Origin of the sequence: Nonomuraea rhizosphaerae, from assembly GCF_019396405.1 — a bacterium.
In the GTDB taxonomy this organism is placed as follows: Bacteria; Actinomycetota; Actinomycetes; order Streptosporangiales; family Streptosporangiaceae; genus Nonomuraea; species Nonomuraea rhizosphaerae.
On sequence record NZ_JAHKRL010000222.1, the window covers coordinates 1 to 13,865 of the forward strand.

Sequence of the window (13,865 nt, forward strand, 5' to 3'; positions counted from 1 at the left end):
CGCCCCCCCCCACGGCGCGGCGCCCGCCGCTGGTGCGTGCCGCTGACCCGGGGCCGCACGGCCGTGAGGGTCATCCGCCCGCTCCTTCGGCGGGCCGGACGGCGGTGAGGGTCATCAGCTCACTCCTTCTGCTGTCCCGATCAGGCGGGCGCGCACCAGGCGGCCCTGCTCCCCGGCGGCCCCCGCCGCGTCGAACGGCGTGGCCAGCACGAGAGCCGCCGCCCCCTGCGCCCAGCCGGTCTCGTCCCAGCTCTCCACCTCGATCGAGATGTCGCGCCGCCCGGGGTAGAGCTGCGCCCTGAGGGCGGGGTCGAACCCCGCCCGCCACAGCGGCCAGTCGGCCGTGCCCTCGCCGAGCACCACCACGACCTCGGGGTCGACCACGTTGATCAGCCCGGCCGCCGCGCGCCCCAGCACGGCTCCGGCCTCGGCGAACACCTGTTCGCGCGGCTTGGAGCCGAGCGCCGCCCGCAGCCCCGCGGAGCCCACGTACGCCTCCAGGCACCCGCGCGCCCCGCACCCGCACACCGGCCCGTCCGGGTCGACGGGCACGTGCCCGAACTCCCCGGCCCCGCCCCTGGCCCCCCGGTACACGCGCCCGTCGGCCACGATCGCGGCGCCGACGCCGCGCCCGATGGTCAGCACCAGGAAGTCACGGTGCGTGCGGCCCCTGCCGTACAGCCGTTCGGCCGCCGCCAGCGCGTTGACGTCGTTCTCCACCAGCACGGGCAGGTTCAGCCGCCGCCGCAGCCGCTCGCCCACCGGCATGGCCTGCCAGCCCAGCGTGGGCGCGTTGACCGTGCCGACGGCCTGGTCCTCGACGCTGCCCGGCACCCCGACGCCGATCCCGAGCAGCGGCGGCGCCTGCCCGTTCTCGGCGGCGGCGCGTACGGTCAGCCCGAGCCCGGACCCGGAGACCACCGACTCGACCGCGTCGGCCAGCCGGTCCAGCGCCTCGGGCGAGGCCGGGTCGAACGGGCACTCCCAGGCCCCCAGCACCTCGCCGTCGAGCCGGACGTCCACCAGCACCAGGTGGTCGGCGGTCACCTTCACGCCGAGCGCCCGCCCCGCGCTGCCGACCAGCCCGAGCGTCTGCGCGGGCCGCCCGCCGCGCGACGGCTTCAGGTCCAGCTCCTCCAGCATGCCGTAGCCCATCAGCTCGCGGGTGAGCTGCGTGACGGTCGCCGGGCTGAGGTCCAGCTCACGCGCTATCTCGGTACGGCTGAGCGGCCCGACCGTGCCGAGGAGCGCGAGGATCGCCGTCCTGGTGAGATCACCGCGATCAGTTCCTGCCATGTGATGGGCACGACTTTCTTTGGAAATAAAGTTAGTGGTGAAAATATGAGGCCGCAGGCGTCCGGGTGTCAAGACACGAAAAGGGGCCCCTGTCGCCAGGGGCCCCTTTCCTCGGGTGGTCAGGCCGTGTCTTTGGCCCGGTTGCGCAGCGCGCGGCTGACGCCGTCGGCGCCCTCCATGATCATCCTGCGCAGCGCCTGCGGCGGCCGGTCCGCGTCCAGGAAATCCTGTGCCGCCTGGACGGTCTCCTGCTCGATCAGCAGCGCCGGGAAGCAGCCCACCGCGAACGCCTGCGCCTGGTCGAACGTCCACTCCCGGTAGATCCTGCCGACCAGGGTGAAGTACTTCTCCCGGTAGGGCGCCATCAGCTCCGGGTGGTGCGGGTCCTGGAAGCCGCTGATCGTCGTACGGGCGATGTGGTTGGCCAGCTTGCCCTCCACGATCGCCGCCCATGCGGCGGCCTTGCCCTCGGCCGTCGGGATGGCCGCCCGGCACAGCGCCGCCGAGCGCTCGCCCGTGGCCGTCGCGTCGCGCTCCAGCTCGGCGTCGACGTCGGCGCCGGTCAGCCTGCCGCCGGAGACCAGCGCGTGGACCAGCGCCCAGCGCAGGTCGGTGTCCACGGTCAGCCCCTCGGGCACCGCCGAGCCGTCCAGGATGCCCTGGAGCACCGTCAGGTCCTCCTCGCCCCGCGCCGTCGGCGCGAACGCCTGGAGGTAGGCGAGCTGGTGGTCCGAGCCGGGCTCGGCCGCGGCGATCAGCGAACGCAGCTCCGTGGCCAGCGTCGACAGGCCCTCGGCCCGCCACGCCGGGTCCGCGTACTGCTGCACGGCCATCCGCGCCTGCCGCAGCACCGCCTGAAGGACGGTGATGTCCTTGACCGTGCCGACGCCCGAGACGACCAGCTTCACGTAGTCGCGCGTGGACATCTCGCCGTCGCGTGTCATGTCCCACGCCGCCAGCCAGCACAGCGCCCTGGGCAGCGACTCGGTGAACGCCGCGATGCCGCCGTCGACCAGCGTGCGCAGCGACCGCTCGTCCAGGCGGACCTTCGCGTAGGTCAGGTCGTCGTCGTTGATCAGCACCAGGTCGGGCTGCTCCACGCCGACCAGCTCCGACACGGCCGTGCGCGCGCCCACCACATCCAGCTCGACCCGCTCGGTCCGCGTCAGCACGCCGTCCGTCAGCGAGTACAGGCCGATGGCGACGCGGTGCGAGCGCAGCGTCGGGTAGTCGGCGGGCGCCTCCTGCAGCACGTCGAACGTCTCGAAACGGCCGTCGGCCACCGTGAACGACGGGCGCAGCGTGTTGACCCAGGCGGTCTCCAGCCACTCCTTCGACCACGACGACAGGTCGCGGCCCGAGGTCCGCTCCAGCGCGCCGAGCAGGTCCTTCAGCTCGGTGTTGCCCCACGCGTGCTCGCCGAAGTAGTCGCGGACCCCGGCCAGGAAGTTCTCCAGGCCGACGTAGGCGACGAGCTGCTTGAGCACCGAGGCGCCCTTGGCGTAGGTGATGCCGTCGAAGTTCACCTCGACGGCCTGCATGTCCGGGATGTCGGAGGCGATCGGGTGCGTGGAGGGAAGCTGGTCCTGGCGGTAGGCCCAGGCCTTCTCCACGTTCGCGAACGTCGTCCACGCCCCCTTGCCCCAGCGCGTCGCCTCGGCCTGGGCCAGCACCGACATGTACGTGGCGAACGACTCGTTCAGCCACAGGTCGTCCCACCAGCGCATGGTCACCAGGTCGCCGAACCACATGTGCGCCATCTCGTGCAGGATCGTCTCCGCCCGCCGCTCGAAGACGGCGTCGGTGACCCTGGAGCGGAAGACGTAGTCCTCCAGGAAGGTGACACATCCGGCGTTCTCCATCGCGCCGGCGTTGAACTCGGGCACGAAGAGCTGGTCGTACTTGCCGAACGGGTAGCGCACGCCGAACACCCGGTGGAAGAAGTCGAACCCCTGCCGGGTGACCTCCAGGATGTTGTCGGCGTCCAGGTGCTCGGCCAGCGAGGCGCGGCAGTAGACCCCGAGCGGGATGCCGTCGTGCTCGGAGGTCACCTTGTGGTAAGGCCCAGCCACCAAAGCAGTGATATAGGTGGACATCACCGGCGTTGCCGGGAACTCCCAGCGCTTGGCCGCCGTGACCCCGCCGTGCCTGCCGCTCTCCTCCGCCAGCGGCTCCACCGACGTGGCCGTCGCGTTGGAGACCACCTCCCAGTCGGCCGGCGCCAGCACGGTGATCTGGAACGTCGCCTTCAGGTCGGGCTGGTCGAAGCAGGCGTACATGCGGTGCGCGTCGGCCGTCTCGAACTGGCTGTGCAGATAGACGTTCTGGTCCACCGGGTCGACGAAGCGGTGCAGACCCTCACCGGTGCGCATGTAGCTGCAGTCGGCGTCGACGCGCAGCACGTTCGACCCGGCGAGGTCCGGCAGGGGGAAACGCCCCTTGTCCGCGTCATAGGCGGACACGTCCAGGTCGGTCCCGTTGAGCGTGACCTGGCGCACGTTCGCCCCGTGCAGGTCGATGAACGTGGCCGACCCCGGACGGGAGCTGCTGAAACGTACGGTGGTGACACTCTCGAAGCGCTCGTCTCCCTCGGTCAGGTCGAGTGCCACCTCGTACGACTCGACCTTCACCAGCCGAGCGCGCTCACGAGCCTCGTCCCGAGTCAAATTGCCTGCCAAGTTGCGCTCCTTTTCACCACTTCGTCGGGGTTTGTCGGTATCCTGCCACGCTGGGAATAGGACATCGACCCCCCAGGTTATGGCCCAACGTGACCGACACGACTCCTGTAGATCTCTGGTTCGATCCTTTCTGCCCATTTGCATGGGTTACGTCACGATGGCTGCTCGAAGTTGAGAAGGTTCGCCCGATCGAGCCGCGGTGGCGCATCATGAGCCTCGAAGTGCTGAACGAGAACAAGGACGTCTCCGACGACTACCGCGCACGCGCCACTGAGGGCACCAAGCTCATCAGGGTCATCGCCGCGGCGGGCGCCAAGCACGGCGAGGAATACCTCGGCCGCCTCTACACCGAGGTCGGCACCCGCATCCACAACGAGGGCAGGGGCAAGGACCGGACCCCCGAGGTCCTGCGCGCCATCGCCGCCGAGTCGCTGCAGGCCGTCGGCCTCGGCGAGGAGCTCCTGGACGCCATGGACTCCACCGAGTACGACGACGCCATCCGCGCCTCGCACGAGGAGGGCATCACGCTGGTCGGCCAGGAGGTCGGCACCCCGATCATCCGCGTCGGCGCCAACGCCTTCTTCGGCCCGGTGATCACCAGGATCCTGCGCGGCGAGGACGCCGGCCGGCTCTGGGACGGCGTGCTGCTGACCACCGAGTTCGACGACTTCTTCGAGCTGAAGCGCACCCGCACGAAGCGGCCGCAGTTCGACTGACGATTCCCCTCCCGCCCGCCACCTGTGGCCGTACCCTTCTGGGGGAGCCGCACGAGGCGCCGCGCCCTCGCATTGTGACGGCAGGCGCGCAAGGATGGGGGCTATGCGTCAGCTGTACATCGACGGTGCCTGGACCGCTTCGGTCTCGGGCGAGGCCATCGAGGTTGTCAATCCGGCCACGGAGGAGATCGTCGATCGGGTGCCCGCGGGCGCGGCCGACGACGTGGAGGCGGCGGTGCGCGCGGCGCGCGACGCCTTCCCCTCCTGGTCGGCCGCGGCGGCCACCGAACGCGGCAAGCTTCTCGCCGCGGCGGCCGAGCTGCTGACCGAGCGCGCCGAGGACGTCGCCAGGACGATCGCGACCGACATGGGCTCGCCCATCGGGTTCGCGCTGAAGGTGCAGACGCTCATGCCCGCGAGCGTCCTGGCCAACTACGCCCGCCTGGCGGTGACCCACCCGCGCGAGTCGCGGGTCGGCAACTCGCTCGTGGTCAAGGAGCCGGTGGGCGTCGTCGCCGCGATCACGCCGTGGAACTACCCGCTGCACCAGATCATCTGCAAGGTCGCCCCGGCGCTGGCGGCCGGCTGCACGGTCGTGCTCAAGCCGACCGAGGTGGCGCCGCTGGCCGCGTACGCGCTGACCGAGATCTTCCACGAGGTCGGCCTGCCGCCGGGTGTGTTCAACCTGGTCAGCGGGCGTGGCCCGGTGGTCGGCGAGGCCATGGCCGCCCACCCCGGCGTCGACATGATCTCCTTCACCGGCTCCACCGCCGCCGGGCGCCGGGTGGCCACCCTCGCCGCCGAGTCGGTCAAACGGGTCGCGCTGGAGCTCGGCGGCAAGTCCGCCAACGTCATCCTGCCCGACGCCGACCTGGGCACCGCCGTGAAGGTCGGCGTGGCCAACTGCTACGTCAACGCGGGCCAGACGTGCTCGGCGTGGACCCGCATGATCGTCCACCGCGACCAGTACGACGAGGCGGTCCGCCTGGCCGTCGAGGCCGCGAGCCGCTACAAGGTCGGCGACCCCTTCGACGAGAGCACCCGCATCGGCCCGCTCGTCTCCGAGGTGCAGCGCGACCGCGTGGTCCGCTACATCAACCGGGGCCAGGAGGAGGGCGCGCGGCTGGTGGCGGGCGGCACCGAGCGCCCGCACCCCCGCGGCTTCTACGTCGAGCCGACCGTCTTCGCCGGGGTCGAGCCCGGCATGACGATCGAGCAGGAGGAGATCTTCGGCCCGGTCCTGTCGATCATCCCCTACACCAGCGAGGACCAGGCCGTGCGCATCGCCGACGGCACCCCGTACGGGCTGGCCGGAGCGGTGTGGGCGGCCACCCAGGAGCGGGCGGTCGAGGTGGCGCGCAGGCTGCGCACCGGCCAGGTCGCCATCAACGGCGGCGCCTTCAACCCGCAGGCCCCGTTCGGCGGCTACAAGCAGTCGGGCATCGGCCGCGAGCTGGGCGAGCAGGGCCTGGAGGAATACCTGGAGACCAAGTCGCTGCAGCTCTGAGAGGCTCAGCTGCGGCTCTGAAGGGCTCAGCTGCAGCTCTGAGGGGCTTCACGGGGGGCTCAGAGGTAGAGCCCCCCGGTGGCCAGCAGGTTCTGCCCGGTGACCCACCGCCCGTCGGGCCCGGCCAGGAACGCCACCACGGCCGCGATGTCGTCAGGCTGCCCCAGCCGTCGCAACGCGGTCAGGGCGGGCACCTGCGCCAGCGCCTCGGGCGGGTTGGTGGAGCGCAGCATCTCGGTGTCGGTGGCGCCGGGGGAGACGCTGTTGCAGGTGATCCCGCGCCCGCCCAGCTCCCGCGCCGCCACCTTGACGAACTGCTCGACGGCCGCCTTGCTGCCGATGTAGAGCGAGATGCCCGGTGCGGGCACGGCGGTGTTCATGGTGGAGAGGTTGACGATCCGCCCGCCGTCACGCATCACCCGCCCGGCCCACTGCAGCGCCAGGAACGCGAAGCGGGTGTTCACCGCGAACACCCGCTCGTACTCCTCGTCCGTGACGTCCCCGATGGCCTTCTGCTTTTCCGCCGCCGCGTTGAGCACCAGGATGTCCAGGCCGGGCAGCTCCTTCTCCGCCTCGGCGAACAGCCGCTCGACGTCGTTCCGGTCGCCCTGGTCGGCCCGTAACGCCCGGGCCCCGGTCTTCTTGGCCACCTCTCCGGCGGCGTCCGAGTCGTTCCTGTAGGTGAACATCACGTCCGCGCCGTCGGCCGAGAGCCGCTCCACGATGGCCCTGCCGATGCCCCGCGAACCGCCGGTGACCACTGCGCCCTTTCCGGAAAACAGGCTCATGCCGCCAACCTACGCCCTCAGCATGATCTTGCGCGCCTCCGGCCGCGGCAGCCGGTCGACGTACAGCCTGCCGTCCAGGTGCTCGCACTCGTGCTGGAAGCAGCGCGCCAGCGAGCCCCGCGCCCGCAGCCTGATCGGGCGGCCGAGCCGGTCGAAGCCCTCGACGCTCACCCCGGAGGCCCGCGCCACCGGGGCGTAGATCGGCTTGCCCGTCCGCCGGTCCGGCACCGACAGGCAGCCCTCCTCGTCCACCGCCTCCTCGGCGTCGTCCACGGTGAGCACGGGGTTGACCACGTGCCCCTTGCGCCCGCTGATGTCGTAGACGAACAATCGGCGCGGGACGCCGATCTGCGGCCCCGCCAGGCCCACGCCGTCCACGGCGTACATGGCCTCGAACATCTCGTCGATGAGACGGCGCAGCTCCCGGTCGAAGCCCTCGACGGGTTCGGCGGGCGTGCGCAGCACCGGGTCGCCGAGTACGCGGATCTCACGCATGATGCTCCTGTAACAAGAGTAAGGACTGGATACCCATAGCAGTCCTTACTCTAGCCAGCCCACGCGTGGCGGGAGGACGCCGCGCGCCGCTGTGGAAGACTGGGCGGCGTGCGTGTCTACATCGGTGCCGACCATGCCGGCTATGAGCTCAAGAACCACCTCGTGTCCTGGCTCAAGGACCACGGTCACGAGGTGACCGACTGCGGTCCGTTCGTCTACGACGCCGAGGACGACTACCCGGCCTTCTGCCTGCGCGCCGCCGAGGGCGTCGCCGACGATCCCGGCAGCCTGGGCATCGTCATCGGCGGGTCCGGCAACGGCGAGCAGATGGCGGCCAACAAAGTACGCGGCATCCGCGCGGCCCTCGCCTGGAGCGAGGAGACGGCCCGGCTGGCCCGCGAGCACAACAACGCCAACGTCGTCTCCCTCGGCGGGCGCATGCACCCCGCCGAGGACGCCACCAGGTTCGTCGAGGTCTTCCTGACGACGCAGTTCTCCGGCTCTGAGCGGCACGCCCGGCGCATCGCGCAGGTGGCCACCTACGAGACGATCGGCCAGCTGCCCTCGCTCCCGTAGGGCCGCCCTAGACCCTGCGCTTGGGGTCGCGCCTGGGCATCTCGTCCCGCAGGGGCCGCCGGTCGGCGGCCTCCTGCTGCTCCTTCGACGGGCGCGACACGTCACGCGCCCGCATCGCGGTGATCGTCGTGATCTGCAAGCTCTGCAACGCCATACCGCGACCCTACGCCGACGCGGCCCTTCGCGGAGGGCCGCGCCGGCATCGAGGGCTCGCTCAGAACGTCATCCCGCTCCAGGGCTTCGGGCTCCACGACATCGCCGTGGCGAGCCCGCGCACCGATCCGGGCGTGTGCTCACGCAGCAGCCCCGCGTCCCGCTGCGCGGTCAGCACGGTGCTGTCCCCCATGTACGCCGAGCCGAGCGACGAGGCCGTCAGCGACAGGTCGGGCTCGTCGTCCACCGGCTTGCACTCCGACCCGGAGGCGTCCGCGCTGAGCCGCCAGCGGCGGGCGTTCCACGGGCACACGTCGTCCTCGACCTCGATCACCACGTCCACCGGCGACACGTACGCCCGCGAGGTCAGCGCCTTGTCCACCTCCACCAGGCGCACCCACAGCTCGTCCGTGACGCTGCTGCGCAGCTGGCGCGGGTCGGCCAGCAGGGCCAGGATCGGATCGTCCACCGGCCTGGCCCCCTCGACCCTGGCGACCAGGTCGCGGTCGAGCATGCTGCGCCACAGCAGCGCGTACGCGGCGGGGTCGGCCGCCTCGACCTCGTGCAGCTTCAGCACGCCGCTGGGCACGCCGTCGTCGTCCCAGCGCGCCTTGATCCGGAACAGCGCGTACCCGCGCACCCCGCCCTCGTCCTCGGCGATCAGGCCGCGCAGCTGGCCGTAGCCCTCGCGGTCGAACTCCTCGTCGGCCAGCCACGCGCTCCAGAAGTGCTCACCACGCGCGTAACGCCCGGGCCGCGCGGCCACGACGGACGCGAACAGCCGCTCGAACTCGCCACTGGCCTCGGCCGGCTTGACCACCCGCAGCCGCAGCGACGGGTCGGCCGGGGCGTTCCCGACGAACGCCGAGCCGCTCTTGGCGATGCTGAAGCCCATCTCGCTCGCCGCCCGGCCGTACCCGAACCTGCTGTAGATGACGGACTCGGAGGCGTACAGGGCGGCCACGGACTCGCCGCGGTCGCGCACGTCGGACAGCTGCCTGCGCATCAGCGCCGACAACACGCCGCGGCGGCGGTGCGAGGCGAGCACGCTGACGGCCGTCACGCCCGCCACCGGGATCTGCGCGCCGGGAACCGTCATGAGGAAGGTGAAGACGGCGGTGACACCCGCCATGACGTCGCCGTCGAACGCCGCCAGCGTCCGATCGAACTCGGTCTGGAGCTTCGCGCGCTCGAGTTGGGTGGGATGCGGGGTCCAGCCGAACCCTTCGGAGAGCACATCGGCGAATTGCGGCCACTCGGCCTCGTCAACCGGACGGATCGGATACGTCATCCGTCCAAGGTAGGAGCGGGCAAAGGGGGACGGCCACCCAATATACGTGCTTAATGATCAAGGCGTTGGTCAAGTGGGCTGCCCAAAGGTAGGTCAGACCGCTACAGTCAGGCGCATCATGAGTTCCCGACCGGCGCCGCTTGTCCCGCCACGGCTCCGCGCGCTCCTCGTGCGGGTGCCGTTGCTGGTGTCCGCCGTGCGGTTCATCAGGAGGGGCTCCCTGGCCCGCGACCGCAACCTGCTGGTCACGCTGACGGTGCTCACGCTCGTCACCGGCCTGCTGGCGGCCCAGGTCTCGACCGAGTGGTTCTCGCCCTCGCTGTTCATCCTCGTGCTGCTCATCGGCGGGTTGCAGCTCCGGCTGGCCAGCCTGGTCAAGCTGCTCGTCGCGGTGGCCGTGTCGCTCGGTTACATCGCCGCGATGCTCGGCGTCGGCCGGGTCGGGGTGGGGCTCATGGTGACGATCGGCTTCACGACCGTCCTGGCCGTGCTGATGGCCCGCACCCGCGGCACGCTCGGCGTGCAGGGGCTGCGCGGCGACGCCATGCTGCTGGAGCTGCGCGACCGGCTCAGGAGCCAGGGCGAGCTGCCCCCGCTGCCCAAGGACTGGGGCGGCAAGGTCGTGCTCAAGCAGGCGGGCGGCTCCTCCTTCGGCGGCGACTTCCTGGTCTCCATGCGCGACGAGGACAAAGTGGAGATTGCGCTCGTCGACGTGTCCGGCAAGGGCGTCGACGCGGGCACCAGGGCGCTGCTGCTGTCCGGCACGTTCGGCGGGCTGCTCGGCTCGGTCACCGACTTCCTGCCCGCCTGCAACGCCTACCTGCACCGCCAGCGCGGCGACGAGGGGTTCGTGACGGCCGTGCACGTCCGCCTCGACCTCGCCACCGGCGACTACACCATCACCTCGGCCGGGCACCCTCCGGTCGTCAAGTTCGCCGCGGGCACCGGGAGCTGGCAGGTCGCCTCCGCCAAGGGCGTGGTCCTCGGCGTCGTGCCCGACCTGCACTGCGAGCCCGACAGTGGCACCCTGCGCAAGGGCGACGCGCTGCTGCTCTACACCGACGGGCTGATCGAGCAGCCGGGCCGCGACATCGACGCCGGCCTCGACAAGCTCCTGGGCGAGGCCGAGCGGCTGCTGCCCACCTCCGGCTTCCGTGACGGCGCCCGGGTGCTGGTCAACGCGATGGCCTCGGGTCACAGCGACGACTGCGCGCTGGTCCTCATCTGGCGGCCGTGACGAATCACACGGGTGAAGCGGTGAAACCGGTCACTGGCAGCCACTGATCGATCTTGAGATCCTCGAAGGGCTCCGGGCCCGGTGGAGCGGCGCGGCTTCACCGGGCTCCGGCAGTGCCCTGTGCTCACGGCCGGCCTCACAACCGGCCTCACAGTCAGCCTCACAACCGGCCTTACAGCCAGCCGGAGTCGTGGGCGATCCGCACGGCGTCCACCCGGTTGCGCGCTCCCGTCTTGCACATGATCCGCGACAGATGGTTGCGTACCGTCCCCACCGACAGGAACAACTGGTCGGCGATCTCCGCCGACCGCGCCCCGCCGGCGGCGATCCGCAGCACGTCCAGCTCCCGCCTGGTCAGCGGATTGGCCGCCGACTGCAGCGCGGCGATGGCCAGCTCGGAGTCGACCGCCCGCCGTCCCGCCGCCACCAGCCGCAGCCCCTCGGCGAGCTGCTCGGGCCCGACCCCCAGGCTCATGAACCCGAGCGCCTGCATGTCCAGCGCCCTGCGCACCTGCGACGGGGTGGGCCGCGCCGACAGCATCAGCACCTGGCAGCCCGGCGCCTTCTCCCGCAGCCGGGCCGCCGCCGACAGACCGCCCACGCCCGGCAGGTCCAGGTCGATGACCGCCGTGTCGGGCTCGTAGGTCACCACGGCGGGCACGACCTCCTCGGCGTCGCCCACCTCGGCCACCACCGTCAGGTCGGCCTCCGCGTCGAGCGAGGCGACCAGGCCACGCCGGAGCAGCGGCACATGCTCGGCGACCAGAATCCTGATCAAGGCTCCCCCCTCCGCACTCTCCCAGGGTGATCGCACCGTCGCTTACTGTCAACGTCCGGCAAAGAGCGCGCAAGCCATCAGCGTGTGGTGACTTCGACTACTCTGGGGGCTGTCGAGACCTTCTGTCTGCCTGGAGCGCGCCCAGATGAACTGGCTCTACGTCGCGGGGATCATCGTCTTCCTGATCGGACTGATGGTCTCCGTCGGGTTGCACGAGCTGGGCCACTTCATCCCGGCGAAGATCTTCGGTGTCCGGGTGCCCCAGTTCATGGTCGGCTTCGGCTCGACCGCCTGGTCCATCCGCCGCGGCGAGACCGAGTACGGCATCAAGTGGATCCCGCTCGGCGGCTACATCCGCATGATCGGCATGCTGCCGCCGCGCCCCGGCGACGACCCCACCAAGCTCAGGAGCAGCTCGACCGGCCCGTTCCAGGGCCTGATCGAGAGCGCCCGCGAGGCGGCCCAGGAGGAGGTCCGGCCCGGCGACGAGGAGCGGGTCTTCTACCGCAAGAAGTGGTGGCAGAAGGTCATCATCATGTCCGGCGGGCCGATGATGAACTTCGTGCTGGCGTTCATCCTCTTCTCCGTCCTGCTCGTCGGCATCGGCCTGCCCACGGTGACACCCGTGGTGTCCCCTCGGACCAACACGTGCGTCATCCCGGTCAGCGAGCAGCGTACGGACTGCCGCCCCACCGACCAGCCGACCCCCGCCGCCAAGGCCGGGCTCAAGCCCGGTGACAAACTTGTCACCTTCGACGGCTCGAAGATCACCACCTGGGCCGACGCCACCCGCCTGATCCGCTCCCACGGCGCCGGCCCCGTCGCCCTCGGCATCGTCCGCGACGGCAAGCCCATGACCCTCGACGTCACGCTCATCGCCCAGGACCGCGTGTCCCTGGACGACCCGAAGAAGATCGAGAACGTCGGCTTCCTCGGCGTCATGCCCACCGAGGTCATGCAGCAGCAGAGCTTCGGCGTTGTCATCGGCTACATGGGCCAGCTCACCGGCCGCGTCGCCGAATCCCTGCTCAACCTGCCGAACAAGATGGTCGGCGTCTGGAACGCCGCCTTCTCCGGCGAGAAGCGCGACCCCGAGGGCCCCGTCGGCGTCGTCGGCGCCGGTCGGATGGGCGGCGAGATCCTCTCCTCCGAGCTGACGGGCGAGCAGAAGGTCGCCTTCCTGGTGAACCTGCTGGCCGGCTTCAACCTGGCGATCGGCATGTTCAACCTGATCCCACTGCTTCCCCTGGACGGCGGCCACATCGCGGGCGGCCTCTGGGAGGGCATCAAGCGCGCCTACGCCCGGCTGAGGCGGCGTCCCGAGCCCGCGTACGTGGACATCGCCAAGGTGCTGCCGCTCACGTACGCGCTGGCCTTCGCCATGATCATCATGGCCGGCCTGCTCGTCTACGCCGACCTGATCAACCCCCTCACCCTCACCGGCTGACTTTTCCCGTGGACACGCCGGACATGTACGGCCTCGGGGAGTTGCGAGCACTCTGCCTCGCCCTCCCCGAGACCACCGAGCGCCTCAGCCACGGCAGCCCGACCTGGTTTGTCCGCGACAAGAAGACGTTCGTCACCTACGCGGGCCACCACCACGGCGCCCGCCTGTCCTTCTGGTGCGCCGCCCCTCCCGGTGTCCAGGGAGAGTTGCTCGCCGAGGACCCGGAGCACTTCTTCCGCCCGCCGTACGTGGGGCACAGGGGCTGGCTGGGCGTGTACCTGGACGTCGAGGTGGACTGGACGGAGATCGCCGAGATCGTCACCGACGCCTACCGCCGGATCGCCCCGAAGTCCCTCATCGCGCTGCTGCCGCGCTGACCGGGTCGAGCAGCATCTCCGCGGCCACCGTCGTCCCGTCGGCGCGGATCGTGCCGGCCACGGCCCTCGCCCGTGCCTGAGTCTCCTGGGCCAGGGCGATGCCGAGCGCGGCCGACAGCGACTCGAACGTCGGCGCCGGGCCGTCGTGCGCCGCGCCGATGCCCAGCTCGGCCACCCGGGCGGCCCAGCGCGGCTGGTCCACGATCTGCGGCACCAGAACCTGCGGCGCCCCCGCCCTGGCCGCCGTCGTCGTCGTGCCCGCGCCGCCGTGGTGCACGACGGCCGCCACCCGGCCGAACAACGCCTGCTGGTTGACCTCACCGACGGCGAAGCAGTCGTCGGCGTCGTCGATCAGCGCCAGGCCGGCCCACCCACGGGCGAGCAGCACGCGGCGGCCGTGCGCGCGGCACGCCTCGATGGCCACCCGCGCGACGTCCTTCGGCGCGTGCGCGGCCATGCTGCCGAAGCCCACGTACACCGGCGGCGCGCCCGCCTCCAGGAACGCCTCCAGCTCCCGCGGCAGGGG

At 71.1% G+C, this 13,865-nt stretch carries 14 protein-coding genes; 6 read left to right on the forward strand and 8 right to left on the reverse strand.

Annotation, left to right across the window (positions count from 1 at the left end):
- Positions 1 to 114: 114 nt before the first annotated feature.
- Together KME77_RS10900 and pepN are read right to left on the reverse strand one after the other, a co-directional pair.
- Positions 115 to 1,296, reverse strand: a complete 1,182-nt coding sequence (locus tag KME77_RS10900; RefSeq protein ID WP_219465201.1) for an ROK family transcriptional regulator — start codon at positions 1,294 to 1,296, stop codon at positions 115 to 117.
- A 119-nt stretch (positions 1,297 to 1,415) separates the two neighbouring features.
- Positions 1,416 to 3,974: an aminopeptidase N gene (pepN, locus tag KME77_RS10905; protein ID WP_219465210.1), complete on the reverse strand. Its 2,559-nt coding sequence runs from the start codon at positions 3,972 to 3,974 to the stop codon at positions 1,416 to 1,418.
- Positions 3,975 to 4,063: 89 nt separating this feature from the next.
- On the opposite strand from pepN, the gene KME77_RS10910 reads away from it, so the two are divergent.
- Entirely contained in the window at positions 4,064 to 4,690 is a 627-nt protein-coding gene (locus tag KME77_RS10910) for a mycothiol-dependent nitroreductase Rv2466c family protein (RefSeq protein ID WP_219465212.1), read from the forward strand.
- Positions 4,691 to 4,793: 103 nt separating this feature from the next.
- Positions 4,794 to 6,197, forward strand: coding sequence for an aldehyde dehydrogenase family protein (locus tag KME77_RS10915; protein ID WP_219465214.1), 1,404 nt, complete (start codon positions 4,794 to 4,796; stop codon positions 6,195 to 6,197).
- Positions 6,198 to 6,256: 59 nt separating this feature from the next.
- Here KME77_RS10915 and KME77_RS10920 read toward each other — a convergent pair whose 3' ends face one another.
- Both KME77_RS10920 and def read right to left on the reverse strand, forming a co-directional pair.
- A complete protein-coding gene (locus KME77_RS10920; RefSeq protein WP_246609564.1) occupies positions 6,257 to 6,985 on the reverse strand; it encodes an SDR family oxidoreductase in 729 nt (242 codons plus the stop codon).
- Positions 6,986 to 6,994: 9 nt separating this feature from the next.
- The gene (gene def, locus KME77_RS10925; RefSeq protein ID WP_219465221.1) at positions 6,995 to 7,480 is read right to left on the reverse strand and encodes a peptide deformylase; all 486 of its coding nucleotides are present in this window, start codon (positions 7,478 to 7,480) and stop codon (positions 6,995 to 6,997) included.
- Between the two features lie 108 nt (positions 7,481 to 7,588).
- Here def and KME77_RS10930 point away from each other — a divergent pair, with 108 nt between their 5' ends.
- Positions 7,589 to 8,056, forward strand: coding sequence for a ribose-5-phosphate isomerase (locus KME77_RS10930; protein WP_219465229.1), 468 nt, complete (start codon positions 7,589 to 7,591; stop codon positions 8,054 to 8,056).
- 7 nt (positions 8,057 to 8,063) lie between these two features.
- Here KME77_RS10930 and KME77_RS10935 read toward each other — a convergent pair whose 3' ends face one another.
- Together KME77_RS10935 and KME77_RS10940 are read right to left on the reverse strand one after the other, a co-directional pair.
- Positions 8,064 to 8,210, reverse strand: a complete 147-nt coding sequence (locus tag KME77_RS10935) for a hypothetical protein (protein WP_219465238.1) — start codon at positions 8,208 to 8,210, stop codon at positions 8,064 to 8,066.
- Positions 8,211 to 8,270: 60 nt separating this feature from the next.
- On the reverse strand, positions 8,271 to 9,500 hold the full coding sequence (locus tag KME77_RS10940; protein WP_219465240.1) for a GNAT family N-acetyltransferase: 1,230 nt from the start codon (positions 9,498 to 9,500) through the stop codon (positions 8,271 to 8,273).
- 118 nt (positions 9,501 to 9,618) lie between these two features.
- Between KME77_RS10940 and KME77_RS10945 the strand changes: the two genes are divergently transcribed.
- Complete coding sequence (locus KME77_RS10945) at positions 9,619 to 10,737, forward strand: PP2C family protein-serine/threonine phosphatase (protein ID WP_219465249.1); 1,119 nt, start codon at positions 9,619 to 9,621, stop codon at positions 10,735 to 10,737.
- 172 nt (positions 10,738 to 10,909) lie between these two features.
- Here KME77_RS10945 and KME77_RS10950 read toward each other — a convergent pair whose 3' ends face one another.
- Positions 10,910 to 11,515 (reverse strand): response regulator transcription factor, encoded by a 606-nt coding sequence (locus KME77_RS10950; protein ID WP_219465252.1) that lies wholly within the window; start codon positions 11,513 to 11,515, stop codon positions 10,910 to 10,912.
- 145 nt (positions 11,516 to 11,660) lie between these two features.
- On the opposite strand from KME77_RS10950, the gene KME77_RS10955 reads away from it, so the two are divergent.
- On the forward strand, positions 11,661 to 12,962 hold the full coding sequence (locus KME77_RS10955; protein ID WP_219465254.1) for a M50 family metallopeptidase: 1,302 nt from the start codon (positions 11,661 to 11,663) through the stop codon (positions 12,960 to 12,962).
- Positions 12,963 to 12,970: 8 nt separating this feature from the next.
- Positions 12,971 to 13,339, forward strand: a complete 369-nt coding sequence (locus KME77_RS10960; RefSeq protein ID WP_308250656.1) for an MmcQ/YjbR family DNA-binding protein — start codon at positions 12,971 to 12,973, stop codon at positions 13,337 to 13,339.
- Here KME77_RS10960 and KME77_RS10965 read toward each other — a convergent pair.
- Positions 13,317 to 13,865: glycosyltransferase (locus tag KME77_RS10965; RefSeq protein WP_372451166.1), on the reverse strand; the 549-nt coding region annotated here is incomplete at its 5' end. The two genes, KME77_RS10960 and KME77_RS10965, sit on opposite strands and share 23 nt — an antisense overlap.